The 26,915-nt window shown below is 72.6% G+C and carries 26 protein-coding genes; 17 read left to right on the forward strand and 9 right to left on the reverse strand.

Features of this window, described 5'->3' with window-relative positions:
• Positions 1-113 precede the first annotated feature (113 nt).
• Both ACIRPX_RS21190 and ACIRPX_RS21195 read right to left on the reverse strand, forming a co-directional pair.
• A complete protein-coding gene (locus ACIRPX_RS21190) occupies positions 114-2,033 on the reverse strand; it encodes a Na+/H+ antiporter NhaA (protein WP_404196654.1) in 1,920 nt (639 codons plus the stop codon).
• A 124-nt stretch (positions 2,034-2,157) separates the two neighbouring features.
• Positions 2,158-2,838, reverse strand: a complete 681-nt coding sequence (locus tag ACIRPX_RS21195; RefSeq protein WP_404196657.1) for a DNA-3-methyladenine glycosylase family protein — start codon at positions 2,836-2,838, stop codon at positions 2,158-2,160.
• A 258-nt stretch (positions 2,839-3,096) separates the two neighbouring features.
• Here ACIRPX_RS21195 and ACIRPX_RS21200 point away from each other — a divergent pair, with 258 nt between their 5' ends.
• From ACIRPX_RS21200 to ACIRPX_RS21240, 9 genes are all read left to right on the forward strand, one after another.
• Positions 3,097-3,765, forward strand: a complete 669-nt coding sequence (locus ACIRPX_RS21200; protein WP_404196659.1) for a TetR/AcrR family transcriptional regulator — start codon at positions 3,097-3,099, stop codon at positions 3,763-3,765.
• A 364-nt stretch (positions 3,766-4,129) separates the two neighbouring features.
• On the forward strand, positions 4,130-5,827 hold the full coding sequence (ctaD, locus tag ACIRPX_RS21205; protein ID WP_404196662.1) for a cytochrome c oxidase subunit I: 1,698 nt from the start codon (positions 4,130-4,132) through the stop codon (positions 5,825-5,827).
• 186 nt (positions 5,828-6,013) lie between these two features.
• Entirely contained in the window at positions 6,014-6,787 is a 774-nt protein-coding gene (locus ACIRPX_RS21210) for an SDR family NAD(P)-dependent oxidoreductase (protein WP_404196665.1), read from the forward strand.
• Between the two features lie 252 nt (positions 6,788-7,039).
• Positions 7,040-7,369 carry a thioredoxin gene (trxA, locus tag ACIRPX_RS21215; RefSeq protein ID WP_404196668.1) on the forward strand — a complete coding sequence of 110 codons (330 nt, stop codon included), beginning with the start codon at positions 7,040-7,042 and terminating at the stop codon, positions 7,367-7,369.
• 335 nt (positions 7,370-7,704) lie between these two features.
• The gene (locus tag ACIRPX_RS21220; RefSeq protein WP_404196671.1) at positions 7,705-8,157 is read left to right on the forward strand and encodes a DUF5709 domain-containing protein; all 453 of its coding nucleotides are present in this window, start codon (positions 7,705-7,707) and stop codon (positions 8,155-8,157) included.
• Between the two features lie 464 nt (positions 8,158-8,621).
• A complete protein-coding gene (locus ACIRPX_RS21225; RefSeq protein WP_404196674.1) occupies positions 8,622-9,221 on the forward strand; it encodes a sulfite oxidase-like oxidoreductase in 600 nt (199 codons plus the stop codon).
• A complete protein-coding gene (locus ACIRPX_RS21230) occupies positions 9,191-9,937 on the forward strand; it encodes a ferredoxin reductase (protein WP_404196677.1) in 747 nt (248 codons plus the stop codon). Before ACIRPX_RS21225 ends, ACIRPX_RS21230 begins: the two co-directional genes overlap by 31 nt.
• Before the next feature lie 10 nt (positions 9,938-9,947).
• Positions 9,948-10,244 (forward strand): DUF6510 family protein, encoded by a 297-nt coding sequence (locus tag ACIRPX_RS21235; RefSeq protein WP_404196679.1) that lies wholly within the window; start codon positions 9,948-9,950, stop codon positions 10,242-10,244.
• A gap of 162 nt (positions 10,245-10,406) precedes the next feature.
• Complete coding sequence (locus tag ACIRPX_RS21240) at positions 10,407-10,988, forward strand: molybdenum cofactor biosysynthesis protein (RefSeq protein ID WP_404196682.1); 582 nt, start codon at positions 10,407-10,409, stop codon at positions 10,986-10,988.
• Positions 10,989-11,112: 124 nt separating this feature from the next.
• Here ACIRPX_RS21240 and ACIRPX_RS21245 read toward each other — a convergent pair whose 3' ends face one another.
• Positions 11,113-11,598 carry an SRPBCC family protein gene (locus tag ACIRPX_RS21245; RefSeq protein ID WP_404196685.1) on the reverse strand — a complete coding sequence of 162 codons (486 nt, stop codon included), beginning with the start codon at positions 11,596-11,598 and terminating at the stop codon, positions 11,113-11,115.
• A gap of 491 nt (positions 11,599-12,089) precedes the next feature.
• On the opposite strand from ACIRPX_RS21245, the gene ACIRPX_RS21250 reads away from it, so the two are divergent.
• The 3 genes from ACIRPX_RS21250 to ACIRPX_RS21260 all read left to right on the forward strand — a co-directional run bounded on the left by ACIRPX_RS21250 (position 12,090) and on the right by ACIRPX_RS21260 (position 13,532).
• The gene (locus ACIRPX_RS21250) at positions 12,090-12,425 is read left to right on the forward strand and encodes a YdhR family protein (RefSeq protein ID WP_404196688.1); all 336 of its coding nucleotides are present in this window, start codon (positions 12,090-12,092) and stop codon (positions 12,423-12,425) included.
• 202 nt (positions 12,426-12,627) lie between these two features.
• Positions 12,628-13,005, forward strand: a complete 378-nt coding sequence (locus tag ACIRPX_RS21255) for a hypothetical protein (protein WP_404196690.1) — start codon at positions 12,628-12,630, stop codon at positions 13,003-13,005.
• Positions 13,006-13,229: 224 nt separating this feature from the next.
• Positions 13,230-13,532, forward strand: a complete 303-nt coding sequence (locus tag ACIRPX_RS21260; protein WP_404196693.1) for a hypothetical protein — start codon at positions 13,230-13,232, stop codon at positions 13,530-13,532.
• 236 nt (positions 13,533-13,768) lie between these two features.
• Here the strand turns inward: ACIRPX_RS21260 and ACIRPX_RS21265 are convergent, their stop codons facing one another.
• Positions 13,769-14,152, reverse strand: coding sequence for a DUF1330 domain-containing protein (locus tag ACIRPX_RS21265; RefSeq protein WP_404196695.1), 384 nt, complete (start codon positions 14,150-14,152; stop codon positions 13,769-13,771).
• Between the two features lie 303 nt (positions 14,153-14,455).
• Between ACIRPX_RS21265 and ACIRPX_RS21270 the strand changes: the two genes are divergently transcribed.
• Complete coding sequence (locus tag ACIRPX_RS21270) at positions 14,456-15,289, forward strand: PIG-L family deacetylase (RefSeq protein WP_404196697.1); 834 nt, start codon at positions 14,456-14,458, stop codon at positions 15,287-15,289.
• A gap of 116 nt (positions 15,290-15,405) precedes the next feature.
• Here the strand turns inward: ACIRPX_RS21270 and ACIRPX_RS21275 are convergent, their stop codons facing one another.
• Complete coding sequence (locus tag ACIRPX_RS21275; protein WP_404196699.1) at positions 15,406-16,491, reverse strand: alcohol dehydrogenase catalytic domain-containing protein; 1,086 nt, start codon at positions 16,489-16,491, stop codon at positions 15,406-15,408.
• A gap of 105 nt (positions 16,492-16,596) precedes the next feature.
• Between ACIRPX_RS21275 and ACIRPX_RS21280 the strand changes: the two genes are divergently transcribed.
• On the forward strand, positions 16,597-17,490 hold the full coding sequence (locus ACIRPX_RS21280) for a LysR family transcriptional regulator (protein ID WP_404196701.1): 894 nt from the start codon (positions 16,597-16,599) through the stop codon (positions 17,488-17,490).
• A gap of 124 nt (positions 17,491-17,614) precedes the next feature.
• Here ACIRPX_RS21280 and ACIRPX_RS21285 read toward each other — a convergent pair whose 3' ends face one another.
• Positions 17,615-19,480, reverse strand: coding sequence for a hypothetical protein (locus ACIRPX_RS21285; RefSeq protein WP_404196704.1), 1,866 nt, complete (start codon positions 19,478-19,480; stop codon positions 17,615-17,617).
• A gap of 595 nt (positions 19,481-20,075) precedes the next feature.
• Between ACIRPX_RS21285 and ACIRPX_RS21290 the strand changes: the two genes are divergently transcribed.
• The 3 genes from ACIRPX_RS21290 to ACIRPX_RS21300 are packed head-to-tail and all read left to right on the forward strand — an operon-like array spanning position 20,076 to position 25,336.
• The gene (locus tag ACIRPX_RS21290) at positions 20,076-20,981 is read left to right on the forward strand and encodes a hypothetical protein (protein ID WP_404196707.1); all 906 of its coding nucleotides are present in this window, start codon (positions 20,076-20,078) and stop codon (positions 20,979-20,981) included.
• Positions 20,981-23,128, forward strand: a complete 2,148-nt coding sequence (locus ACIRPX_RS21295) for a bifunctional serine/threonine-protein kinase/ABC transporter substrate-binding protein (RefSeq protein ID WP_404196710.1) — start codon at positions 20,981-20,983, stop codon at positions 23,126-23,128. Before ACIRPX_RS21290 ends, ACIRPX_RS21295 begins: the two co-directional genes overlap by 1 nt.
• Positions 23,129-23,152: 24 nt before the next feature.
• Positions 23,153-25,336, forward strand: a complete 2,184-nt coding sequence (locus tag ACIRPX_RS21300; protein WP_404196712.1) for a bifunctional serine/threonine-protein kinase/ABC transporter substrate-binding protein — start codon at positions 23,153-23,155, stop codon at positions 25,334-25,336.
• Between the two features lie 41 nt (positions 25,337-25,377).
• Here ACIRPX_RS21300 and ACIRPX_RS21305 read toward each other — a convergent pair whose 3' ends face one another.
• From ACIRPX_RS21305 to ACIRPX_RS21315, 3 genes are all read right to left on the reverse strand, one after another.
• A complete protein-coding gene (locus ACIRPX_RS21305) occupies positions 25,378-25,788 on the reverse strand; it encodes a hypothetical protein (protein WP_404196715.1) in 411 nt (136 codons plus the stop codon).
• Between the two features lie 104 nt (positions 25,789-25,892).
• Positions 25,893-26,153 carry a hypothetical protein gene (locus ACIRPX_RS21310; RefSeq protein ID WP_404196718.1) on the reverse strand — a complete coding sequence of 87 codons (261 nt, stop codon included), beginning with the start codon at positions 26,151-26,153 and terminating at the stop codon, positions 25,893-25,895.
• Between the two features lie 413 nt (positions 26,154-26,566).
• Positions 26,567-26,914, reverse strand: a complete 348-nt coding sequence (locus ACIRPX_RS21315) for an SH3 domain-containing protein (protein ID WP_404196720.1) — start codon at positions 26,912-26,914, stop codon at positions 26,567-26,569.
• Between the last annotated feature and the right edge of the window lies 1 nt (position 26,915).

Raw genomic sequence — 26,915 nt, forward strand, 5'->3', positions numbered from 1 at the left:
GTCCGGCTGCCTCCCCGGTCCGGCTGCCGCAGCGGACCGCCGGTCGCGACGACCGTGCACCTGCCGCCACCCGTCCCGTCCGGGAGCCGTGGGGCTGCTTCGGACCGCGGCGCTCAGCGCGAGCTCCGCAGACGCCCGCGGCGGCGGTCCCGCGCCACGTCGGCCCGCTCGCGTGCCGCGCGCACGGCCGCCGTCAGGCTCGCGATGTCGTAGGAGCCGTGATGGCGGCGGCCGTTGATGAAGAACGTGGGCGTTCCCGCGACGCCGCTGAGGTCGGCGCTCTCCACGTCCTCGGCGACGTGCCCGGCACCGGTCATGGCCCGCACGTCCGCCCGGAAGCGGTCCACGTCCAGCCCGATCGCCGCGGCGTGGGCGGACACGTCGGCGAGTGTGAGGCTGCCTTGGTGGGTGAGGAGCAGGTCGTGCATCTCCCAGTAGCGTCCCTGGCGCGCGGCGGCCTCCGCCGCCTCGGCGGCGAGCCGCGCGTGCGGGTGGATGTCGGCGAGGGGGAGGTGGCGCCACACGTAGCGGATGTCGTCGGGGCCGCTGAGCAGCTTCCGGATCACCGGCTCGGCCAGGCCGCAGTAGTGGCACTCGTAGTCGCCGTACTCGACGACGGTCACGGCCGCCGACGCGGAGCCCCGTACGTGGTCGCGTGCCGGGTCGACCGGCACGGCCAGGTCCACGATGGCCTCGGCCCTGCCGATGCGCGCGCGAAGCCGCGCCTGGTGCGGCAGCAGGTCGACGCCCGCGTTGATGATCCAGCTCAGGGCGAACGAGACGACGACCGCGGCCAGCACCCCGGCCTTGGCCTCGTCGAGTTCCGCGCCGCCGAAGGCGCGTGAGGCGATGAGCAGCGAGACGGTGAAGCCGACACCGGCCAGAGCGGCGCCGGAGGCGACCGCCCCCCAGCCGGCCGGCGGCCGGACGCTCCCGCGGCTCAGGCCCGTCGTCGCGGCCGACGCACCCAGGATGCCGAGGGGCTTGCCGATCACGTAGGCGAAGAAGATGCCGAGGGTGACCGGGGACGTGACCGCCCGGGACAGCAGGCCGGAGTCGACGACGATTCCCGCGTTCGCCAGGGAGAACAAGGGCACCACCACGTAACTGGCCCAGGGGTGGAAGAGCCGCTGCATGCGCTCGTTGGGCGAGAGGGCCGAGGCGAGCCCTTCGCGCACCACGCGCGCGGCCTCGGGCGTGGGCTGCTCGCGGAAGAGGCGGAAGAGCCCGCTGGTGCGCTCCAGGTCCCCGCGCGAGGCGGGGCCCGCGTAGGTGAGCAGGCCCATCGCGAGCCCGATGATGACCGGGTCCACCCCCGAGCGGGCCAGTGCGACCCATGCGGCGAGGGCGAGCAGTGCGTACACCGCCCCCCGCCGTACCCCGAGGGCGCGTGCGAGCAGGACCGCGCCGAACAGGCCTACCGCCGACAGCAGCGGCGCGGCCCTGACGTCGCTGCTGTAGGCGCTCGCGATGACGGCCAGGGCCAGCAGGTCGTCGACGACCGCGATGGTCAGGATGAAGACCCGCAGGCCGGCCGGCATGCGGGCGCCGAACGTCGCGAGCATGCCGAGGGCGAAGGCGGTGTCCGTGGACATCGCCGCCCCCCAGCCGTGCGCCGACGGGTGCCCGGCGTTGAGGGCGAGGTAGATCGTGATCGGTACGAGCATTCCGCTCACCCCGGCGGCGAGCGGGAGGGCGAGGCGTTTGCGCTCCCGCAGCTCGCCCATGTCGAACTCGCGGCGGGCCTCCAGGCCGACGACGAAGAAGAACACCGTCATGAGGCCGTTGTTGACGAGCTCGTGCAGCGACAGCGAGGCGCGGTGCGAGCCGGCCTCGACGGCGATGGGTGCGCTCCAGAACGAGGCGTAGGACGCGGGGGCGGCGTTCGCCCAGGCCAGGGCGGCGACAGCGGCCGCCAGGAGGACGACGGCACTGGCTGCCTCGGTGTGCAGGAAGGCGCGCAGCGGGGAGCGAGCGGCGTCGTCGCATTTCGACTGGCCGGACAGCGCGGGGACATTGGGCGGAAGGTTCATGACACCGTCTGGGGGAGCTGGGGAGCTGGGGCGCCGGGGCGCTGGGGAAGTTGGTGGAGCTGGGCGAGCTGGGGAAGCAGGAGTAGGAGGCAGGAGGCAGGAGGGCGGGGGAGGCGTGCCCGGCTCACCGGGCCGACTGCGGGGTGTCGGCGCGCGCGTCGCCGCCGGGCCGCTCCCCTGAGCGCGCGGGTGAGGAGAGCGCGGTCCACAACAGGGCCGCTGCGTACGTGCGGTAGGGGGCCCAGGGAAGCGCACGGAGCCGAGTCTCCTCGATCCCGGGGACGGAGTCGAGCTGCCAGGCGTGCTGGATCGCCCGGCGGATGCCGATGTCGCCCGCGGGCAGGATGTCCGGACGCTTGAGCTGATGGACGAGGAACATCTGCGCGGACCACAGGCCGATGCCCCGCACGGCGGTGAGGGCGGCGAGCGCGGTGGCGTCGTCGGTGCCGTCCATGTGCTCCAGGTCGATGACACCCTCCGCCTGCCGCCGGGCGAGGTCCTGGAGGGAGGACGCCTTGGCCCGGGACAGCCCGCAGGCGCGCAGCCGGTCCTCGGGGAGGGCGAGCAGTCCGGCCGGGGTGAGGTCGCCGCCCATCGCCGCCGAGATCCGCCCGAAGATCGTGAGCGCGGCTGCGGTGGAGATCTGCTGGCCGACGATGTGGAGGGCCATCGCGGCGAAGTTCGACGACGTGGGGTACCCGTGCTCCCGCCAGGTGAACGGGTCGGGCCGGCCGACGCTTCCCACCAGCTGCTTCAGGACGGGGTCCGCTGCGGCCAGGTGTCTGTAGGCGGTGACGAGGATCATGGCTGCTCCATGCGGTGTCGTGGTGCGAGGAGGCGGGCTCCCCTTCGGCCGGGCCGCGCCGTTCCTCCTGCGTACCGGACGGACGCCTCGCGCCCATCTACGCCGCGTCTACGAGGCCGTCGCCCGCGCAGGGCGGGGACAGGCCGTCTGCGAGGGCCGTCCGACCGCCCGGCCCGCCACACAGGATCGAGACCCGAAAATAGGACCTTGAGGTCCACTCTAGGTCCTGCTAGTCTGCGCGACGGTAATCTGGCCGACGTGGCGGAAGAAGCGCGCGAGGAGAACGGGGCCCGGCTGACGGAGCGCGGACGGGCGACCCGTGAGCGCATCCTGCGGGCGGCCGCCGACATGATGCACGTCAGGGGTGTCGCCGTGACCACCCTGGACGATGTCAGGGCGGCCAGCGGGACGAGCAAGTCGCAGCTGTATCGCCACTACCCGGACAAGGAAGCGCTGGTGCGTGACGTCGTCGCGATGCAGGCGGCCGAGCTGCTCGAACGGCAGCAACGGCACCTGCAGCGTCTCAGCTCCCTGCGTGGCCTGGAGCGCTGGCGGGACGCCCTCGTCGAGCGCAATGCCCTGCACAACGGTGCCTACGGGTGCCCGCTGGGCTCCCTCGCGAGCGAGCTGGCCGACCGTGACGAGGATGCCCGCGAGGCCCTCGCCCTGCATTTCAGCGCCTGGGAGAGTCTGCTCGCGGACGGTCTGCTCAGGATGCGGGACACGGGCGTGCTGCGGCAGGACGCGGACCCTGAGGCGCTCGCCACGGGCCTCATGGCCGCGCTCCAGGGCGGGTACCTGCTGGCCCAGACGGCCAAGGACGTACAGCCGATGAGGATCGCGCTCGACATGGCGATCACGCACGTCAGGGCGTACGCGACCGGCTCCGAGGGTCCCGCCGCGGACGCGGAGGACGACGTCCGCTGAGTCGGATTCGGACCCCCGCGTCCCGATCGGCGCGCTAGCGGCCGTCCGGCGGCCATCGTCGAGGTGCTGAAGGCCCGGGACGGTGCGACACGGTGTGCTCCGGATGGGTGACTCCGCGCGTGGTTCGATACCGACTAAAGGACCATGTAGTCCATAAAAATCTTCGCCTGCAGGGGAGGGCGAGCGCAATGAGCCGTTCCCTTGGAGCTCTTCACGGTCGATAGACGGCCCATAGATGCCGCGGTGCTTGATTGGCCCGCGCGGCGCAGCGTGGCACAGGGCGGCGCGGCACAGCTCAGCACAGCACAGGGTGGCGCGGCCGGTACACGGCCGAGGCCGCTCGATCGGACCCACGGAGGCGACGGTGGCGGAAGTGCAGGTGGCCGACCCGGCCACAGGGCGCCCGGGGGCGGCGGGCGCCGGCAGCGCGGTGGTGGAGTGGTTGACCACTACCGACCACAAGAAGATCGGAACCCTCTACCTGGCGACGTCGTTCGTGTTCTTCCTCGTCGGCGGCGCCTTCGCCCTCGTCATGCGCGCCGAACTCGCCCGTCCGGGACTGCAGTTCCTCTCCAACGAACAGTTCAACCAGGCTTTCACCGCGCACGGCACCATCATGCTCCTGGTCTTCGCCACCCCTTTGTTCGCGGGATTCGCCAACTGGATCATGCCGTTGCAGATCGGCGCACCGGACGTGGCCTTCCCCCGGCTGAACATGTTCGCGTACTGGCTCTATCTCCTGGGGTCCCTCATCGTCCTGTCGGGATTCCTCACGCCGTCCGGCTCCGCCCACTGGGGATGGACCGGTTACGCACCCCTGTCCAGCGCGCTGCGGTCGCCCGGCGTGGGCGGCGACCTGTGGATCATGGGCCTGGCCCTGTCGGGCTTCGGGACCATCCTCGGCTCGGTCAACTTCATCACGACCATCATCTGCATGCGCGCCCCGGGCATGACGATGTTCCGCATGCCGATCTTCACGTGGAACGTCCTGCTCACCGCGGTCCTGGTCCTCATCGCCTTCCCGACGCTGGCGGCGGCGCTCCTGGCCCTGGAGGCGGACCGGAAGTTCGGCGCGCACATCTACGACCCCGCCAACGGGGGACCGCTTCTGTGGCAGCACCTCTTCTGGTTCTTCGGTCACCCCGAGGTGTACATCATCGCTCTGCCGTTCTTCGGCATCATCACCGAGATCCTGCCCGTCTTCAGCAGGAAACCGGTCTTCGGCTTCATGGGCCTCGTCGGGGCCACGATCGCGATCGCCGGGCTCTCGGTGACCGTCTGGGCGCACCACATGTACGTCACCGGCGGAGTCCTCCTGCCCTTCTTCTCGTTCATGTCGTTCCTGATCGCCGTCCCCACGGGCGTGAAGTTCTTCAACTGGATCGGAACGATGTGGAAGGGGTCCCTGTCCTTCGAGACGCCCATGCTGTGGGCCATGGGCTTCCTCGTCACCTTCCTCTTCGGCGGGCTGACGGGCGTCCTGCTCGCGGCCCCGCCCCTGGACTTCCACGTCTCCGACTCGTACTTCGTCGTGGCGCACTTCCACTACACCGTCTTCGGCACCGTGGTGTTCGCCATGTTCGCCGGCTTCTACTTCTGGTGGCCGAAGTTCACGGGCAGGATGCTCGACGAGCGCATCGGGAAGGTCCATTTCTGGACCCTCTTCGCCGGGTTCCACATCACGTTCCTCGTCCAGCACTGGCTGGGCGTCGAGGGAATGCCGCGACGCTATGCCGACTATCTGGCTGCCGACGGATTCACCGCCCTGAACACCGTCTCGACGATCGGCTCCTTCCTGCTCGGCGCCTCCATGCTTCCCTTCCTCTACAACGTGTGGAAGACCGCGCACTACGCCCCGCGCGTGACGGACGACGACCCGTGGGGATTCGGCCGCTCCCTTGAGTGGGCCACCTCCTGCCCGCCTCCGCGGCACAACTTCCGGTCCCTGCCCCGGATCCGCTCGGAGTCACCGGCGTTCGACCTGCGCCATCCCGAGGTCCAGGCCCAGGCCAAGGTCCATGTCCAGGCCCAGGCCCAGGCGCTGGAGCGTGGCGGTCGCTGAGGGCCGACGGTGCTCGCCCGACGCCACCGTCGCTGGCCGGCCGCCGCCCTCCCGGCACACGCACACGCACACGCACACGCACGCGCACACCGGAGCGGCGCGTAGACGCGCGATAGAGCCTTCGTAGAGACCGCGATGGAAGTCTGAGACGCACGAGCACACCCCTGTCAGTGGAGCGTGATGTGCATGGCCATGGAGTTCGAAGGCAGAAAGCTGGTCGTGATCGGCGGGGCCAGCGGGATGGGGCTGAGTACCGCCGAGTCGGTCATCGAGCAGGGCGGCAGCGTCGTGATCGTCGGCCGCCCGGGGAGGAAGCTCGACGACGCGGTGGCCTCCCTGTCGCGGACGGGCCAGGCGTGGTCGGTCGGCGCCGACCTGTCCGACAGAGACCAAGTCGTCGAGGCACAGAAGCAGTTGGCGGAGGACCACGTCGACGCCACCCTTCTCGTCAACGCGGCGGGGTTCTACCTGCCGAAGCCGTTCCTCGACCACAGTGAAGAGGACTACGACTCCTATCACGACATCAACAGGGCGACCTTCTTCCTGACCCAGACCGTGGTGCGTGCCATGGTGGCCGGCGGTCAGGGCGGGGCCATCGTCAACGTGGGCAGCATGTGGGCCCACCAGGCCATCGCGGCGACACCGTCGTCGGCCTACTCGATGGCCAAGGCGGGGCTGCACGCCCTGACGCACAACCTCGCCATCGAGCTGGCCGGCGAGGACATCCGTGTCAACGCCGTCGCCCCCGCGGTGACCCGGACGCCGCTGTTCGACAAGGTCTTCCCCTCCGACCAGCTGGACGGCGCGATGGAGCAGCTCAGCGGCCTGCACCCGCTGGGCAGGGTGGGCACGCCGGACGAAGTGGCGGCCGCCATCGTGTTCCTGCTGTCGCCCGCCTCGAGCTGGACCACCGGCGCCGTACTCAACGTCGACGGCGGAGTCATGGCCGGCCGGAACTGACGTCTGCCGCGCGGGTCCCGGCTGCCCGGCGACACGCGCCACGCACGCTCGCCGCACCCGCGCGGACCCGGGCGGTCCTTCGGGCACGGCGGACCAGCCGGTCCTTCCGGTACGGCGGACCCAAGGCCGGAACGTCCGCAACAGACCCCAGGTGCACGGCACCTCCCCACTCCGCCCGGGCCCGTCGCCCGCTGCCCTGGGCGGAGCCTGACGACGCATCCGCACGAGCGGGGCGGGACAAAGGAGAACAGCATGGCCGGCGCCCTCACAAGGGTCACCGACGACACGTTCGCCGAACGGGTCCTCAAGAGCGAGAAGACCGTGCTCGTGGATTTCTGGGCCGCCTGGTGCGCCCCGTGCCGCGCCGTCGCGCCCGTCCTGGAGGCCCTGGCCGCCGATTACGGTGACACGCTCGAGATCGTCCAGCTGAACGTCGACGACAACCCGCGCACCGCCGAGACGTACGCGGTCACCGCGATCCCGACACTCGACGTGTTCCAGCGGGGACGGCTCGTCAAGACGGTCATCGGGGCCAGGCCGAGGGCGGCTCTGGAGAGCGAACTGGCGGAGTTCCTGAGGTGACCGCCGGCGGGCACGCGGGCAGGACGCGGGTCAGGCCCGCGCCCTGGGCGGTGGCCACTCGGGCCTGACGCAGCGGGACGTGTCGCCGGTGGGACGACCACCCTCCGGGGCCGCCGCCCCGAGGCGCCGGCGTCGGCGGTCGCATCCACCCGGTCGACCCCGTTCACCCCGTCACCGGCGTGAAGGGCGGACCGTCGCCCGGACGGGACGCCCGCGCCGGGGTCCGACGACGTCACGTGGACGCGGTGTTCATCCGCGGGCGCTTGGATGAGCGGAGCCGGGCCCGCCCACGGCGGGACGGTCCGGAAGAGAACGAGAAGGTAGGGGAGACCCTGATGACGGCAGCAGAAGGCGCCTCGGCAGCGAGCGACCCGGCGGACTTCAACCCCTTGCTCCCCGAAGAGGAGTACGACGAGGACGAGCTCGGCGAGGACATCCTCGACGAGGGGTACTCGCCTCCCGAAAGGCCCCTCGGCGTGTCCGAGTGGGGACTGACCGCCAGAGAGGCCGCCTCCCACGAGGACCTGGCCCACCGTCTGAGGCGGGAGGTGCCCGAGGTGAGCGCGCGGGACGAAGGAGACGGACTGGGCGACACCGCCGACACCGACGGGGAGCTCCTCGACGACCAGGTCGGCGACGAGCGGGCAGGCCGCTTGGTCGGCTGGGACACGGACGACGACGCGGGCCTCGACGACGACTACGCGGCGCAGGACGTGGGAATCGACGGCGGCGCCGCCTCGGCGGAAGAGGCGGCCGTCCACATCGTCCCCGACCGATACGGCGAGTGACAGCGGACCCGGGACGATCCGCGCGAGAGGCGGCCGGGGGCGGTGGCGGAGTTCCCACGACACCGCTGCCCCCGGGCGCTCTCGGGCCGTGGACGACAGCGCACCGGCGAGGACGTCGAGCCCGTACAGGCGTCGAGCCCGTACAGGCTTCGAGCCCGTCCGGGCGCCGGGTCGGTCGGGACGGCGCGTGGACGAGGCCGTGTTCGGCCGATCGACAGGGCGCGAACCGAACCTGGGGACGGGCGGCCCTGCACACGACCGGGACCCGAAGGCCGCGCGACGCGGCTCCGAACGGCGTACCGGAGAGCCGGGGCGACCCCCCGGACGGCACGTCGCCCGCCGACACGGGCCCCGGTCCGCCGCGGCCCCACCCGCACGAGACGGCGGGTAAGACCGCCGCATCCCGTGACGCCAATCCCTGACAACTCGCACGCCCCCTGCCGAACCGCGAAGGACGACAAGAAATGACCATCATCTCGCGCGGCTTCCACGGGCGCAGACCCGCCCCTGGCACAAAGCTGCCGCCGGGCCAGTACGAGACCACCGGCTTCCCCGTGCTGTCGGCCGGCCCCACGCCCCGCGTGGCCCGGGACACCTGGGAGCTGTCCGTGACCACGGAAGCCGGCACGCGCCACGCCTGGGACTGGTCCGCTCTGACGGCACTGCCGTCGGACACCCCGACCGTGGACCTCCACTGCGTCACCAAGTGGTCCAAGTTCGCGACCCACTGGCAAGGCGTGTCCCTGGACGTCCTGCTCGCCGACGTCGAGACCGCGGCCGAACACGCCCTCGTCTCCTCCTACGGCGGATACACGACGAACCTGCCCCTCGAGGACCTCCTCGACGGCAAGGCGTGGATCGTGTACGGGTACGACGGCCAGGACCTCGCCCCCGAGCACGGGGGCCCGGCCCGGCTGCTGGTCCCGCACCTGTACCTGTGGAAGTCCGCCAAGTGGGTCCGCGGCATCGAACTGCGCGACGACGACACCCCGGGGTTCTGGGAGAGCGCCGGCTATCACAACTACGGAGACCCATGGCGCGAGCAGAGGTATGGGGGAGACTAGGCGACCGGCTGCGCTGGAGGGCGGCCGAGGTGACAGGCCGGCGCGTGGAATCGGCGACGGCGGTCACCATCGTCCTGGACGTGCCGGGGTGGCCCGGCCACCTCGCGGGGCAGCACGTGGACGTCCGCCTGACCGCCGAGGACGGCTACAGCACGCAGCGCAGCTACTCCATCGCGTCGGCCCAGGACGGCACGCGCGTGGAGCTGACGGTGCAGCGGATCGCCGACGGCGAGGTCTCGCCCTACCTGGTCGACGAGCTGGTCCCCGGCGACCGGCTCGAACTCAGGGGCCCGGTCGGCGGATGGTTCGTCTGGCGGCCGGAGCAGCAGGAGCCGGTCCTCCTGGTGGCGGGCGGTTCCGGGCTGGTCCCGCTGATGTGCATGGTCCGGTCCCGGCGCGCCGCCGGCAGCCGGGTCCCCTTCCGGCTGCTCCACTCGCTGCGCTCACCGCAGGAGCAGCTCTACGGCCCCGAGCTGCAGCGGGGCGCGCCCGGGCTGGACGTGACACGCCTCTTCACCAGGCAGGCCCCGCACGGTGCGCCGCGGCCCCCGGGTCGCATCACCCCGGAGGACCTGGCGCGCCACGGATGGCCGCCGGACTTCGCACCACACTGCTACGTCTGCGGCCCCACGGCCTTCGTGGAGAAGGTGGCCGCCTATCTGGTCCTGCTCGGGCACGACCCCGAGCGTGTGCGTACCGAGCGCTTCGGCGGCTGAGGAGGCCGAGATGACATCGCAGGACGAGACACCACCGAGCGCCGGCCACGCCTACGTGGACGGCAACGCCCTGGCCGGGCCTCTCGCAGAGGTCTTCGCCGTGGACCTGACCGCGGCGACGAGCCGGTGCGACCACTGCGGCCGCAGCGGGCCCGTCGCCGGCCTGCACGTGTACGCGCAGGCCCCGGGGCTGGTCGCCCGCTGCCAGGACTGCGGCGAGGTGATGATCCGCCTGGTGAGCACGGCGGGCACGAGCCGGCTCGACCTGCGCGGCATCACCGTACTGTCGATCCCCACGGGCGGCTGACCCCCACCCCCGCTCCTCGGCGGCGGCCGGGCGGCGGGCCTACTGTTGACGCCGTGCCGGGATGTTTCCCGTCCCACGGCACGACACGCTTCACCACCGCCGCACCCTGCGGCACCGAGGAGCCCCGCCGCCTGCGGCGGGGCGGAGGAGGACGCGTCCCGATTGAGTTCGCCCGAGACGTACCCGGACGAGGTGTACGTGGCGCAGCTGCTGGTGTCGCCGGTGCACCGCTTCTCCGGGAGGCCCGCGCAAGGACCGTCGCCGGACCCGGGCGGCGGTCTGGTGCGGGAGATCCACGTCCGCCGGCGGCTCGGGATCGTGGGCGACCGGTACTTCGCCCAGCCGGCCCACCGGGACGCGTCCGTGACGATCATGGCCGAGGAGAACCTGCCCACCGGCATCGACCCGGCCGTGGACCTCCGGCAGACCCGGCGGAACATCCTGCTTCGCGGGGTCGACATCGATGCCTGCATCGGCTGGACCGTCCACTTCGCCACCTGGTGCAGGGGGGAAGCGGTGCGCTGGGGCGGCGACACGGTGATGCCCTATGCCTTCGGGGAAGCCGTCGAGATCTCCGGCGTCTGCGTGAGCCCGGGCGACTACGTCTACATGGACAGCGCCGGCGGCGTGGTCATCCCCCCGTCGAGTCTGCACCAGGTCTTCGCCGTCGCTGAGGACATCTACGCCGAGGAAGCCGATGCCGCCACCGGCATCAGGAGCGAGCGGACCGACACCGCCAGGTGACGGCGTCTCCCACACGGCGCTCCGCACCCCCTGGCCGTGCCGTGCCCGGCAGCCCGCGTTCGCCGGGGACCGTCCGGTCTTCGCGGGGCACCGGGCCGTAGGCAGCGTCGGCCTGCGGGAGAGCTCATCCCCCCGTCGTCCCGGCCGGCGGGCGCGAGCCGTCACGGGGTGCGCCGGCCTCGATCCAGTTCTTGACGCAGCGCAGGCGGGCGTCCCAGACCCGTGTGCCCTGACGCGCCAGCAACGGGCCGAGCATCCGCAGCGGGCGCGGCAGCGCCATCCGGGTGCGCGCGGTGACGCGGGTGCCGGGTCCGTCGGCGGCCAGCTCGAACCGTGAGTCGGCTCGCAGCCTGCCGATGCGGATGTCCATGACGATCAGCTCGCCGGACACGACTTCGGTGTAGGTCGCGGTGGAGCGGCCGACGCGGCCGAACGGCGGGAGCGGCTCCTGGAACTCGAATCCGGTGCCCACTCCGACGGGGCCGGACGTGGTGCGCCGTACCGACCTGACCTGCGGGTCGAAGTACCGCGCGTTCTCCAGGTCCACCAGCAGGTCGAACACCTCCCGGACCGGCCGCGCGATGGTGATGGCGGACTGGATCTCGTTCATCGGGCACCTCCAGGCTCCAGAAGGGCTGTGTCACCGCGCGCCGGGGAACCGTCCTGCACGGTGTCCCGCACGTCACACCCTGCGGCCGTGCGGGACCGGCGGCCAGTGCACCGTCTGTACCGGCGTGACCGCCGGCTGACCGACGCCGACAGGGCCAGCACCGTCGTACGTTCGGGGAGCGGACGCAGTTCCTCGCCGGCGTCGGTCAGCCGGTACACCGGCCTGCTGGCCGAGCGGCTCGGCGGCTTCACAACCGGACAGAGCTGTCCATAGCCGCTCATCGTGCCCGCACCGTCCCTCACCGTGCTCGCGTCCGTGCCGCGGTTCAGACTCCTTACTAGCACTCGGTACGGGCGCGAGCGCGCCGCTCGGCGGGGCTTGCCCGACCAGACGCGTCTGCCCCGGGCCGTAGGCGGGTCGGGGCTCGGGCCGATGGACAGGGATTCCGCATAGACTGCGGACAAAGGCGTCCCAGGGACGGAGGTGGCGTCGTGCCCGCCATCCTCTTCGTCCGGATCACATCCGGACTCGATGCGCAGGAGCTCGAACGGCGTCTGCTGGAGCGTCGTCCGCGTTTCCACGACGTACCCGGTCTGCTGCAGAAGGTCTACGGCCGGGACGGCGAAACCGGCGACGTGTGCGGCATCTACTTCTTCGAGAGCCAGGAGGCGCTCGACGCGTTCCGCGTCACCGAGCTGGCTCGCACCATCCCTGCCGCGTACGAGGCGGTCGAGGTGCGCCGCGAGGTGTACGACGTGCTCTATTCGCTGCGAACCGACCGGGGCCCCTTCGCCGAGTCGGGCCACCCGGCGGACACGGCGGTGTGACCCGCCGCGACCGCCTGCGCGGCGCACCACCGCACCGGACAGAGCCAGGTCGGGAACCCGCCGGGGACGGCGGACGGACCGCCGTGATGCCCCACCGGGGGAGGCGGACCGGCTCGGCGGTCGAGGCGGACTATCCCTCGTTCGAGGGCGATGGCGACAGCGGCGGTACGGCCGTCGTGTCGTCGGCGCGTATCGTCCAGGCATGGACACCGATGTCCCGCCCCGCGTCCTCGTCATCGGGCTCGATCCGTACCGCGTCCCCGGGCCGTGGGATCCCGAGCCGGTGGCCAAGGCGATCGAGGCCGGACTGCAGAAGTTCGCCGAACATGGCGTGGGCGTGCAGACCTGCCTGATCGGCCTCGACGGACGTGACGACGTTGACGTGGTCATCGCCGCCGCGCTGCGAGCCCGTCGGTGGGAGTGCGTCACCGTCGGCGGTGGCCTGCGGCACTCGGACGATCAGGTTGAACTCCTGGAGCAGGTGGTCAACCTGGTTCGGCGCCACGCACCCGATGCCGCCATCGCGTTCAACAGCACCCCGGCCACCACCTACGAGGCCGCTGCCCGGTGGATCGAATGACGACGACGAGCCACGCGGCCTGAGCGAGAGGTGCCGACGCGTCGCGAGGTCGGCGCGGCCGGACCGTCGAACGCATCCGTGCGCGACGCGTGCCCCGCTTGATGTGCCTCGGGCACGGTCTCACGGCCGCTGAGGAGAAAATCGTGGCTCAAATCGCCCACAGCACTTTTGAACGGGGCGGGGATGGGCATCCGAGGGGTTCCGTCCAGTGAGGAGTGAGGGCCATGATGCCGCAGCAGCAGGAGACGAGCGGGGCCTTCACGGCGGACGTCACCCTCCTGTCCCTGGGCTTCATGGCCGTGCTGGCCCTGATGGTCGTGTGGGTGATACACCGACGGAACGTGTCGGGCAGGCCGGCCTCGTCGGTCCGCTCGCATCCGGTCCTGGAAGTGTGCTGCCTCGCGCTCGCGATGTGTCTGGCGATCGGTCTCGCGGTCGGTATCGTCCGGGCGGACCGCGCCACGGGACACGACCAGGGGCCGGTCTCGGTGACGGCGCCGGGTACGCGCACGCAGCCTGAGCCGTGAGGTGGGGGCGCAGGACCACCGGACTGTTGCGTCTCGACGTCCGGACCCGCTCACGGCGGACGCGCGGGGCAGGTCGGGCACCTGCCCGCGTGATCCGCGCCCCTGTCGGGAACGGATGAGCACACCCTCCGGCAACACGGCCAGGGGTCCGGTGCCACCCGGCGTACCCGCCGGCACCCGGCGTGCCGGCTCGACGGTCGGCTTCCGCCGGGCCGCGTGCCGCGCGGGCGGCGGGGTCAGTCCGTCTCGGTGCCGGGCCGCCACTCCGTCGTCGGCTGGAGGACCGCCTCCGCCAGTGCGCGCGTGCGCAGGGCGGTGACCTTCTGGTACTCGGGGTCGGCCACCATCCGGCTGAACGCCTCGCGACTGGGGTAGCGCACGAGGATCACCGCGTCCCAGTCCTGGCCCGGCTCGGCCACCAGCGCCCCCGCGCCTGTTCCGGCGTAGAGGACCTCGCCTCCGTAGCGGGGCAGGAACGTCTCGTCCAGCTGCCGTGCGTACTGCTGGTAGAGACTTCTGCCGCCGGCGGCGAACCGCAGCAGGTTGAGCATGACCACCGGACCGCCCGGGTCCTCGGCGAGCAGGCGTTTCAGGTCGGTGCCCTTGGGATCGACAGCCACGAAGTGCCCCTCCACAGAAGTCGTCGCCCTCCGCGGAGGGCCGGCCGCCCTGAGCATACCGGTCGGTATGCGGCCGTGATCGGCTTTTCGGGTGGTGCCGCCGGCACCCGGAAGGTTTCGAGGCCGCTTCGGGAACAGCCGGTCCGGTCGGCGCTGTTGCATCGGCTGAGGGGCGGGTGTGCCGCACGGGCGGGGAAGACGGAGATCGCGACGTCGTCCGCGTGGCGGATCCGGACCCCGGGACCGCGGGGCGCCCGCCGCGCGCTCGGATCGAGACGTATGTCTGCAGGAGGACTGTTTTCCATGATCGACCGGCCCCTGACGCTCATGGCTGTGCATGCCCACCCCGACGACGAGGCCACCGGGACGGGAGGGATCCTGGCGCGGTACGCGGCGGAGGGCATCCGCACCGTTCTCGTGACCTGTACCGACGGCAGTTGCGGTGACGGACCGGGGGGCGTCAAGCCGGGCGACCCCGGGCACGATCCGGCGGCCGTCGCCCTGATGCGCCGTCAGGAACTTGAGGCGAGCTGTGAAGTCCTGAAGATCAGCGATCTGGAGATGCTGGACTACGCGGACTCCGGGATGGCGGGCTGGCCGAGCAACGACGCCCCCGGATCCTTCTGGCAGACCCCCGTGGAGGAGGGCGCCGCACGACTCGCGGAACTCATCCGGCACTACCGGCCCGATGTGGTCGTCACCTATGACGAGAACGGCTTCTACGGACATCCCGACCACATCCAGGCCCATCGCATCACCATGGCGGCACTGGAGATGACCACGCTGGCACCGAAGGTGTACTGGACCACGGCGCCCCGCTCCATGATGCAGAGGTTCGGGGAGGTCATGCGCGAGTTTCACGAGGACATGCCGGAGCCCGATCCCGCCGAGGCCGCGGCGCTGGCGGAGATCGGCCTTCCCGACGACGAGATCACCACGTGGGTGGACACCACCGCGTTCAGCGGTCAGAAGTTCGACGCGCTGGCCGCGCACGCCAGCCAGGGCGAGAACATCTTCTTCCTCAAGATGGGCAAGGAGCGGTTCGGCGAGTTGATGGGCATGGAGACCTTCGTACGTGTCCAGGACGGCACCGGCGCGGCCGTACCCGAGAACGATCTCTTCGCCGGACTGCGCTGATACGCGCCCCGCCCCCCCCCGTGCCGGAACGCACATCGGCCGGCGCGGCGGGCCGCGGTGGGGCGGTCGCCGCGCCGGCCGTCCGGCGGGCGAGGCCGGGTCACAGGGCAGGGCCCTCAGCCGGCGGACGGGGTGAGGACGGTTCGGTCGAACGGGCCGCCATGCGCGGCGGCGTATCCGATGGCGTCGTTGACGGCGTCGAGGGGGAAGGTCCGGACCCGTTCGGGACCGAGGTCGAGCGCGTGTGATGCGAGGAGTCGGATCATGCCGACGTTCGCCGGGCGCGGGTACATCCACTGCCCGCGCACGGTGACCGAGTTGCGCATGATCCACGGGTAGGGGAGGGCGAGGTCGGGGCCGCCGAGCATGCCGACGCCGCCCATGAGGACGACGCGGCCGTTCTCCCGGACGGTCATGGCCGCAGCGCGCGTCGCCGTGCTGGGCGCGGAGGGCGGGAGCAGGTCGAGCACCATGTCGATCGGTCCGCCGGCCGCGGACATGGCCGCGAGGTCGGTGGCCTCGTCACCGGTCAGTTCGACCGGGCGCACCCGACGAGGGAAACGGTCGGCGAGGAGATCGAGCACGGCACGGTTGCGGCCCGGCGTGATCACCTGGCCGGCGCCCATGGCGAGCGCCAGGGCGACCGCGGCGCTGCCCAGGTTGCCGGTGGCCCCGCTGACGAGCAGCGTCTCGCCGGCTTGGAGCGTGCCTGCCAGGAGTCCTCCGTAGGGGATGGCGTACACGCCGAGCGAGGACCAGCGCGCCACGTCGTCCTCGGCTTCGTGGGGCAGCCGGTAGACGTTCTCCGTGGGCAGGCGCATGAGTTCGGCGAACGCCCCGTCGTGCAGGTACCGGGCCAGCCTGGCGCCGCCGTCGCCGCGGGAGCTCCAGCCCTGCAGCGTGATGTCGGGGGTCAGCGCATCGTCGCGCGCGCGGACCGTGCAGTCGCACCACACCAGGTCACCGACGCCCAGCCGGGTGGCGTCCGGGCCGGCGTGGACGACCCGGCCTATGCCGCCGATACCGGGGATCACCGGGGGTTGCAGCGGGTACTTCCGCTGACCGCTGAAGACTTCGGCGGCGTACGGCGGGACACAGGCCGCGAGGACCTGCACCACCACCTCGCCGCCGCCCGCCTCGGGGTCCGGCACCTCTCGCACGGTGAGTGGGGCACCGAACTCCGTCAGGACTGCTGCTCGCATCTGCTGGCCTCCATCTGGCCTCCGTCATGGTTCGGCCTCGAGGCTAGGAGGCCGGCAGGGCATGCGCCAAGCGACCATCTGGCATGTGTGGTATGCGTAGTGCGCATGGACTTCTCCAGCACGGCCCTGCGGGTTCTGCGGCAAGTCGCCGAGTCCGGAAGCTTCACCGCGGCGGCCTCCCGGCTCGGCTACACCCAGTCGGCGATCTCACGCCAGGCGGCGGCCCTCGAACGCAGCGCGGGCGTCGCCCTGTTCGAGCGCCGCTTCGACGGAGTGCAGCTCACCCCCGCCGGCCTGACCCTGCTGCGCCACGCCCGCTCGATCCTGGACTCCGTCGCGGCGGCCGAGGACGAACTCACCGGGTCCGCACCGCGGAGGGAACGGGTGCGGCTCGGCATGTTCTCCAGCGCGGGGGCCGTGATCCTGCCCGGAGCGCTCACCCGGCTCGCGCGGGACAGCCCGCACATCACGGTCACCACCCGCGAGGCCGGCACGCCCGCCCTGCTCCGGGCCCTGCGGGCGGGCACCCTCGACATCGCCGTGCTGACGTCCCGGCCGCCGCACCGGCCGTCGGACGGCGAGTCACCCCGCCTGCACACCGAAACGGTCGAGGACACCGAGCTGCTCGTGGGCGCGCCGAGCACCGGCCGGTTCACCGGCCGCACGACGGTGCACGTCGACGAACTCGTCGACGCCCCCTGGATCGCCACCTCGTCCTCGACCGCCGACCCGGTGCTGGGTGTCTGGCCCGGCCTGCCCGGAAGGCCGCGCATCGCACACGTCACACGCGACTGGCTGACGAAACTGCAGCTGGTCTCCGGTGGTTTCGGTGTGACGACCGTTCCGTCACGCATGGCGCCGGTACTGCCGCGCGGTGTGAGCCTGCTGCGCGTGGACGGAGCGCCCCCCGAGATCCGCCGGGTCCTCCTGGCCCGGCTTCCGGGCCGTGCAACGCCGGGAATCTCCGCCGTCACGGAAGCGATCACCTCGCCCCCCTGATCCGCCGCCGCACAACGTCACCACGTCCTCCGTGGCCTTGCCGGCGCCCATCACCGGGCAGGGAGCGTACGGGGCCGGCTGCGGACGTCTGCGGGATGCCGACGTCCGCCCCGGCCCCGCTCGGTCAGAGGTGCCGGGGCGCTCCGAGCAGCGGGGTGCGCACCGGAGCGGCCAGCCCGACGAACACCACCATCTCGCGGCCGCCGGGGTTGGTCTGCACCGGCACGTTCCTCCAGTTGTTGGCCAGCCAGACATTGCCGGAGGGGTCGATCTGGACGGCGGTGTTGCGCTCCAGCCCGTCGCTGGTGTACCCGGTGCCCGCCGGTGAGATCGGGTCGCCCGTGTGGAGTCCGGGCGGGCAGGCGGACAGGCGTGCGCCGCACAGGTTGGCCACGCGGTGACCGCCGAAGTTCGCCACCCAGACCGTGTCGTTGCCGTCGACCGCGATGCCCCAGGGCAGGAACAGGCCGTCGTTGACGAAGGGCTGGGCGGGGGTCGTGCCGTCGGGGCGGATCATCGTGACCGAGGCGTCGACCTGCCGGGAGACGATGTCCGCGACCGCCTCGGCGACCATGGCCGGCGTGGTGCCCTCACAAGGCGCCACCACCACGCCGCTGTTGGCGACATAGACGTTGCCCAGGCTGTCGGAGGCGACGCCCATCGGGTGGTTGATCCCGCCGCCGGTGATCGACCGCAGGGGCGTGCCGTGCGGGGACAGCAGCATGACGCTGTCGCTTCCGTTGCCGGTCACCCAGGCACGCTTGCGCGTGTCGACCGTGACGCCGAAGGGCTTGACCAGGCTGTCCCCGCCGGGTGCGATGTTCCGGGCCCGGTAGGGGTTCCCCTGCGGAATCCGGGTCACGCTCCGGCCGCCGCAGTTGGCGACCCAGATGGTGCCGTCGGGGCCCGACACGGCGCCCTGCGGCTGGACGATGTTGCCCTGCCGCCATCCCTGGGGCGGTGAGAGGGGGCGGCCGTCGGCGGAGAACTCCGAGACGCTGCGGTACAGACGGCTCGCGTCGAGCGGACAGCCGGAGCCCTGGAACCCGAAGTTGGCCGCCCACATGTGGCCGCGGGGGTCGATGGTCGCGCCGAACCCCACGCCGTACAGGCCGCCGCCGCGGTACGGGGCGCCGGGGACGTCGCGGCCGGTCGGAGTCAGCCGGGACAGGATGCGCGAACCGCAGACGGACTGCTGGGGATCGGCGCCGAACGTGTAGTTGTTGACGACCCAGGCCGTGCCCTTCGCGTCGAACGCGACGTTGCCGGGCCCGTCCAGCTCGTGCCCGTTGCCCACGTAGCGCAGGGCGATGGTCCAGGCGTCGGGGGCCTTTGCCAGCCTGGGCCGGTAGGTGTCGCGGCCGTCGGCCAGCGCGAACAGACCGGTGACGTGGTTGCCGGGCAGCCTGGCGATGTCCGCGACGGCCTGGTACGTCTCCCTGGGCGCGGGGGCTCCGGGCCGTGCGGCCAGTTCGAGGAGCGCGTCGCAGGTCTGTCCTGCGACGCAGCCCGACAGGATGTCCGCCAGCGTGTTGAAGGCCCGCAGGGTGGACGTCTGGTTGCCGTTGGGGGCGGTGGCGAGCGTCGTGGCCACCGATCCGTCGCGGACGTCGGCCAGGTTGTGGGAGACGGCCGCCGCGTTCTGCAGGCCGGGACTGCGGCCCGCCACCTCACCGCCTCGGGTGAACTGCGCCATCGCGAAGCCGGCCGCGACCGTGGTGCGTTCGTTGAGCACCACCTGCCCCGGACGGCCGTCGGCGGCGAGCATCGCGACCAGCCGGACCGGCCGCCCACGCCGTCCGGACCGTCCCGTGTCCGCGGTGAGGTACAGGACGGCGTCGGGTCGGTCCGGGGCACGGTACGAGAGACTGAAGCGGCCTCGGGAGTCGCTGCGTGTGCGGGCCAGCGGGCGGGCACCGGCACCGGGGCGGTTCCCCGCCTGAAGCAGCGTCACCTCGGCACCGGCGATCGGCCTGTCGCCGCTGCGCACGACGCCGCCCTGACCCTGCCTGCCGTGTCCGGGCGACGATCCACCCCCCGTGTCCGGGTACGAGGCCCCCATCGCGAGGGAGGACAGGAGAGCGATGAGCAAAGCCGTTCTGCGAGGACGCACAAGAGCTCCGTTCTGTGGCGGGGAACCGGATGCCGCCGGCGACGCTCCCGCGGTGGGCGATCGGCATCTCGGCGGACAGGTTCACGGTGTCAGCGGCACGCCGTGGGCCGAGGATCTTCGCCCCACGTGTCATCAGCGCCACCCGTTCCGGTGACGGCACACGACCGGACAGCCCTGGTGGCGGTGCGAGGAACCCGGATCTCCGTTCGCTCACGTGGGCGACCGCACCGCCGTCCCGTTCACGGCCCGTCCCTCCCGTGAAAGGCGAATCGGGGGCCGACCGTCCGCTTCCCGCCTCTGCGTCGATCTGCTGAACTACCTTGAGACAAGAGGGTGTTGTGGAACCAACCGGTACCGGCACGGCATCGCTACCGGCATGAGGCGACCGTGGGCGCTCCGACGTGTCGACCACGGACCGCACGGCGCCTGCGATGCGCGGCGCCGGAGGCGAACTCACGGCAGGGGGGCGATCGTGACGTATGCGAGAACCGGGTCGGTCTGCGGGGCCGTGACGCTGTGCGCGGCGCTGTTGGCCGGGTGCACGGACGGCGGTGGTACGTCCCCGGGGACGACCCGGGCAGCGACCCCGAGCGACGCCCGGAGCGGTGGCGGTGCCAAGGCCGGGGCGTCCACCGGCACGGCCGGCGGGGCCCTTCCGGTCGCGTCGCCGACCGAGCAGGCGGATCCGGCGAAGCAGCCGCGAACCGTGCGGGAAGCACGGGAGTTCGTGCGGAAGATGATCGCCGACCCGCAGCTGCTGGGAATGGGAGCCGTGCGGGCGACTCCGTACGAAAGCGATCCGAGCACCTGGGCGGTGCTGGGCCACGACTGCGTGTGGCGGCGCGAGGCGTTACCGAAGGACGTACTGGCCACGCTCACCCGGTACTTCGAGATACCGGCGAGCGGCACGAAGGGCTCGGTACGGATGTCGGCCACCGTCACGGTCCACCGGACGGCGCTGGACGCCGCCTGGGAACAGGCCGGCATGCTGGAGGAAGCCGTCGGCTGCCCGGAGCAGACCCTGCGCCCGGGTGAGCGGTTGACCGGTCTCGATTCCACGGCCGTCGCCTGGGGCGAGAACGGCAACACCACCAGCGACGACTCGCTCTCCGAAGTGGGCAAGTGCGTCAGCGACACCCAGGGCGGGCCCTACGCCTACTCGTGGACGCAGTCCACGTTCGGTTCGGTCGTGGTCGGCGCGTCGGTGTGCGAGGGGCAGGGGCGCGACACCAGCGAGATCTCCCTGGCGGCCCGGATGCTGGTGCGGGTGCAGGCCGAGATCGCCGTCCCCGTCGCGGCCGCTTCGGGCTCGCCGGAACCGGAACCGGGGCCTTCCTCCGGAACGCCGGACCCCGGCGACGCGAAGGGAGACAAGTGATGGAGCGGCTGCTTCCCACCGACCCCTCGCGCCTGGACGGGCACCGGCTGCTCGGGCGGCTGGGCGCCGGCGGCATGGGCGTGGTCTACCTGGCGCGCACCGAGGCCGGCGACCTGGCGGCGGTGAAGGTGATCCAGCCCGAGTACGCCGGCCAGGCCGAGTTCCGGGCCCGTTTCCGCAGGGAGGCGGACTCCGCCCGGGGGGTGGACAGTCCCTGGGTGGTGCGCGTGCTCGACGCCGACACGGAGGCGGACGCGCCCTGGCTGGCCACCGCGTTCGTGCCCGGCCCCTCACTGGCCGAGGCGGTCGCCGCCTGCGGACCCCTGCCGGACCACGCCGTACGGGTGCTGGGCAAGGTGCTGGCGCGCGCCCTGGCCGCCGTGCACGAGGCGGAGCTGGTGCACCGGGACGTCAAACCGGGCAACGTCCTGCTCGCCCTCGACGGCCCCCGGCTGATCGACTTCGGCATCGCGCGCCCGACGGCGGCCGACGAGACGGAGCTGACCTCGGGCGACATGGTGATCGGCACGCCCGGTTTCCTCTCTCCCGAGCAGGCGCAGGCACGGCGGGTGACGGCCGCGAGCGATGTCTTCTCGCTGGGCTGCGTGCTGGCGTACGCGGCCACCGGACATCTCCCGTTCGGCACCGGCACGGCGGACGCGCTGCTCTACCGCACCGTCCACGACGTACCCGAGTTGGACGGGGTGGCGGACGCCGAACTGCGGGCCCTGCTCGGCCGCTGCCTGGCGAAGGAGCCGGAACAGCGGCCCACCGCGGCCGAGGTGGACGCGGAGCTGGTGGAGGACGCACCGGCCGGCACCGTCGACTGGCTGCCCGACCCGGTGGTCCGGATGATTGCCGAACGGTCGGCGGAGATGCTGGGCCTGCCGGGCATCGAGCCCACCGAGGTGGGGCAGGTGCCCGGGCCGCCGGCGCCGGGCCGCCGCCGGGCCCTCGTCCTGGGCGGTGGCGCGGCGCTGCTCCTCGCGGGTGGCGGTGCCGCGCTGTGGGCGGCCCTGCGGGACGACCAGGGCGGCTCCGGAACACCGAGCGCCGACGGCAGCCCCTGGGTCATCGGCCTGCAGGCGGATCTGACGGGCCCGCAGCGGGAGGACGGGCTGGCGCAGGAGCGAGGAGCACGGCTGGCCGTGGAGCGGTTCAACACCCGAAAGGGCCGACCGTTCGACCTCGTTCTGCGCACCGAGGACGACCGGGGTGATCCGACCCGGGCGGTGCAGGCGGCGCGGCGGCTGACCGGCGCCGACGACGTCCTCGCCGTGCTCGGACCCACCGGCTACGCCTCGGCCATGGCCGCCCTGGAGGTCTACGACGGCGCCCGGATGCCCTTGCTGACGGTGTCGGAGCTGTCGACCAGTGTCCCGCAGACCGCCCTGGCCGGTACGCCTCCACGCGCGTACTTCCACACCGCTTCCCTGACCGCGTACGGCGCCATCGCCACGGTCAACACCCTGGTCGCGCAGGGTGTGGGCCGGATGGGTCTGCTGGCCGACCGGGCGGGCGGGGTACGGGGACTGGAGTCCGTGCTCGTGGCCCACATCGACGCACGCGGCCGAACCGAGGTGTACCTGCGGGTGGTGCCGGCGGCCGCGAGCGCGAGCGCGCTGGATCCCGTCGTCGCCGACATGCTCGACCGCGGCGTGGACGGGTTCTTCTACCTCGGCACACCCCAACGCGCCGCGGTGACCGCCCGGTCCCTTACGGAGCGGGGGTTCGGCGGGCCCCGCTTCCTCGACCCCGCCTCGGCCACCTCGGTCTTCCTGGCCCGGGCGGGCCGGGCGGCCGAGGGCTGGCAGGTCATCACCTCGTACATCGCTCCGGAGGCCGCGCCCGTACGCGACTTCGCCGCCGCCTACCGCGCACGGTACAAGAGCGCGCCGGAGCCGTGGGCGGCCGAGGCGTACGACGTGACGCGACTGGTCGCCGCCCGGCTCACCGCCCTCGCCCCGAAGGGCGGCGGACACCCCTCCCGCACCCGGCTCACCCAGGCCCTCGCCGGGGCACGGTTCACCGGGGTGGCCGCGACCTACGCCTTCGACAAGGACAAGCAGATGGCGAAGAAGCGAGTCCATCATCTGCGCGTCCAGGACGGCCGGTTCGCCTACGTGGGCGCGCTGGACCTCTCCTGATCGCGAAGCCGGAGGACGTGGACGATGCGGGCACTGCACGCGCTGGACCCCGGCGAGGTGGGCGGACACCGCCTGCTGGCCCGGCTCGGCGCGGGCGGCATGGGCGTGGTCTACCTGGCCCGCACCACCGACGGAACCCTGGTGGCGCTGAAGGTCATCCGCTCCGAGTACGCGGCCGAGCCGACCTTCCGCGAGCGCTTCCGGCGGGAAGCGCGGCTGGCGAGCGGGCTCACCGGCCGCTGGCTGGTGGCGGTCACCGCCGCCGACGCCGAGGCCCACGAGCCGTGGCTGGCGACCGCGTTCGTGCCCGGCCCCTCACTGGCGGAGGCGGTCGACGGCCACGGGCCACTGCCTCCGCACACCGTGGCCCAGCTCGGCTCCCGGCTGGCCGAGGCGCTGGCCGAGGTGCACGGCGCCGGCCTGGTGCACCGGGACGTCAAACCCGGCAACGTCCTGCTCGCCCTCGACGGCCCCCGGCTGATCGACTTCGGCATCGCCCAGGAGCCCGGCGCCACGGCGCTGACCGAACCCGGCGCGGTCGTCGGCACCCCCGGCTACCTCGCCCCCGAGCAGGTCCGTTCGGGCGGTGAGGCCCTCCCGGCGAGCGACCTGTTCGCCCTCGGCTGCGTCCTGGCGTACGCGGCCACCGGGCGCCGTCCCTTCGGCACCGGCAACCCGGGCGCCGTCCTGTACCGCACGGTGCACGAGAGCCCCGACCCGACCGGCCTGGAGCGTCTGCCGCCCGCACTGCGCGAGTTGCTCACCCGCTGCCTGGCCAAGAACCCCGCGGACCGGCCGAGGGCGGCCGAACTCGCCCACGCTCTGGCGGCCTGCGCCCCGGCGGCGCCCCGCCCGGACGGCTGGCTGCCGTCAGCGGTCCTGCGGCTGGTGGCCGACCGTTCGGCCCGCGCGCTGGACCCACCGCCCCGGCAGCCGAATCCCGGCGCGCCGCAGGAGCCGACCGCCGGCGCGGCGCGGGCACTCTCCCGTCGCCGTGTCCTCGCCGTCGGCGGCTCGGCCGCCGCGGTGATCGCCGCGTCCGGCACCGCTGCCGCGGTCCTGCTGACCACCCGCCGGAGCACTCCGCGCAGCAGCGCGGCCGGCAACCCCCCGACCGTCCACACCGTCGGCCTCCAGGCGGCTCTGACGGGAGGTCAGCGGGAGGACGGGCAGGCTCAGGCGCGGGGGGCCCAGCTCGCCGTGGCCCGCCACAACGCCCGCAAGGACGCCCGTTTCCGGCTCGCCCTCACGCCGTACGACGACCGGGGGGAGGCCGCACCGGCGAAGGACGTGGCCCGCCGTCTGCTCGCCGACCGCACCGTGCGCGGGGTGATCGGTCCCACGACCGTCACCGCGACCCGGGCCGCGGTCCCCTTGTACGGGGAGGGCGCCATGCCGGTCGTTCTCGTCTCGGTCGACGGCGACGCCCTGGACGGACTCACCTCGGCCGCCACCCGCACGCTCTGCGTGACCGCGGCGCCGACCGGGTACCGGAACCTGCCGGTGCTCGCCTACCTGAGCCGGGTCCGCAAGGTCGGGCGCACCGCCGTGGTCGAGGACCGGGCCGCGGGCGGCACGGCCGCCGACATGGCCCGTGACCTGCGCGAGACTCCGCCCGGCGGCGGTACCGCCACCGTCCACCCGGTCGCGGCGACGACGGACGACTTCCGCCCCGCCGTCGCCGCCGCCCTGGCCACGCACCCCGAAGGCGTCGTCTACGCCGGCACCTCGCCGACCCGCGCCGCGGCCTGCGCCCGTGCCCTGGCCGCAGCGGGATTCACCGGACCCCGGGTGACCTTCGAGCCCGTGATGCGAGCGGCGTTCACGCAGTCCGCGGGGGAGAGCGCCGAGGGCTGGGTGTTCGGGGCGCCCTACAGCCGGCCGCAGTCGTCGGGCACCGAGGCCGCCAGGGCGTTCACCGCCGCGTACCGGGACCGCTACGGCGAACCGCCCGCGCGCTGGGCGGCCGAGGCCTATGACGCCGTCGGCCTGATCGCCGCCTGCCTGGACGTTCTCGGCGGCGGTGCCGACATCACTGCCGGGCAGGTCGCCGAGCGCATGTTCAAGCTCACCTACGCGGGTGTGGCCAAGCCCGTCCACTTCACCCAGGGACTCGTCCACAGCCTCCTGCCCGAGGACACGAGCTTCCTGTACCGGGTGGAGGACGGACGCTTCAGCTTCCTCGGCCGGTACGACCAGGTGAAGTGAGCGGCAGGGGAGGCGGACGTCACCCTGTGACGCCCGCCGGTTCAGGCGTAGAGCCTCACGGAGTAGGTCGACGTGAGGTCCGTCCACAAACCTCCCACGCAGTTGTTGCCGCTGAGGTCCCACGCCACACGTCCGGTGCCGTCGTATCCCGTGAATCCCTTGACCCCGGCGCCACCGAACTGGCAGTTCAGCACCGTGTAGTCACCGATGAGATCGTGGACGTTGTACGTCCCGTAGTAGTAGAAGTCGTACACCTTCGCGTGGTTGGGGCTGTCGTCCCAGATGTCGCCCTTGTAGATGCACACATGGCCCGAGTTGCAGGCGGTGGTCTGCACGCGGCCGGGAACGGCGGGCGTCATGACCGGCGATGCGGACGCGGCCGTGGAGGTGGCGACCGCCATGGGCAGCGCTGCCCCGAGACAGGCGAGCAGGGCGATCGAGATGCGACGCATGGATGTCTCCTTGCGATCGAGGAGCCGGAGCGGGAAGCGGGCGAGGACGCGCGTGACCGGCGCGTGTCCGGCGGGATGCCGTCGGGCGACCGGTCGCGACGGCATCACCGGCAGTGCGGTACGTGCGGCTGCCACTGGGACGCCGACCCGGTCGTCACGTACCAGTCGTTGATGTAACCGCTGTCGTCGTCGAAGTCGAGCACGAACCAGTAGTGGTCGCCGTGGCCGTCCGCGTCGCCGTCGCCGGTGGTCCAGCAGGCCAGCATCATGGTGTTGCCGTTGTAGTAGCGGTGCCCGGTCGTGCCGGAGGCGTAGGAGGGCCCGTTGTGGGAGGCCAGATAGGACCCCGGCGAGATGCTGGTCACGGAGGCGCACCACACCGTTTGCCCGTCGTGGTCGCAGGCCCAGCCCGCGGCCGACGCCGGTGAGGCGGCAGTGCCCACCGCGACCCCGGCCAGCGCGAGTACGCCGGCCACCGAGGCGGCGCCACGCCGCCTCGGTCCGGACTTGCGGACGGGGGCCCGCACGGTGGCCGACGCGGTGGCCCCGGCGGCGGACGGCCGCGGACGCGCCGGGGCGCCGGGTCCGCCGATCGCTGCGGTGGCTTGGCGTACGGCGGCCGCGGTACGGGCCGCGCGCCTTCTGATCGACTGAATGGAGAGTTCTCCCTCTGGCCAGGTCCACCGCAGCGCCCCCTCGATCGGGCGCCCGGGACCCCGGCCGGCGTGCGGGGCGGCGCACCGTGCGGCTCGCCGCCCCTGGGTGGACGACGGCGCGCTCAGCAGGTCGCCGAGGCCGGCAGGCCGCCGTACTGGTCCCCCTTGAGGTAGACCGCGCTGACGTAGCCCTCGGCCAGGCGGACCCAGACGTCGTTGGTGTAGCCGTTGTCCTTGATCGTCTGTCCGTGCTTCCAGCACGACGCCCCGCGCACCTCGCCCGCTGCCACATGGCCGGTGATCGAGTACGTGGTGGCCGGACCCGAGCGGACGTTGACGTTCTCGTACGCGGTCACCGCGTACGGCAGCCCGGCGGCCGCCGCCTGGGCCCCCGCCGCCGTGCCCAGCAGCAGGCCGGCCGTGACGGCTCCCGCTCCCGCCGTCGCGAGCACCTTCGTCCTCAGTCCCATG

The organism is Streptomyces sp. NPDC101225, from assembly GCF_044767585.1.
Classification (GTDB): Bacteria; Actinomycetota; Actinomycetes; order Streptomycetales; family Streptomycetaceae; genus Streptomyces.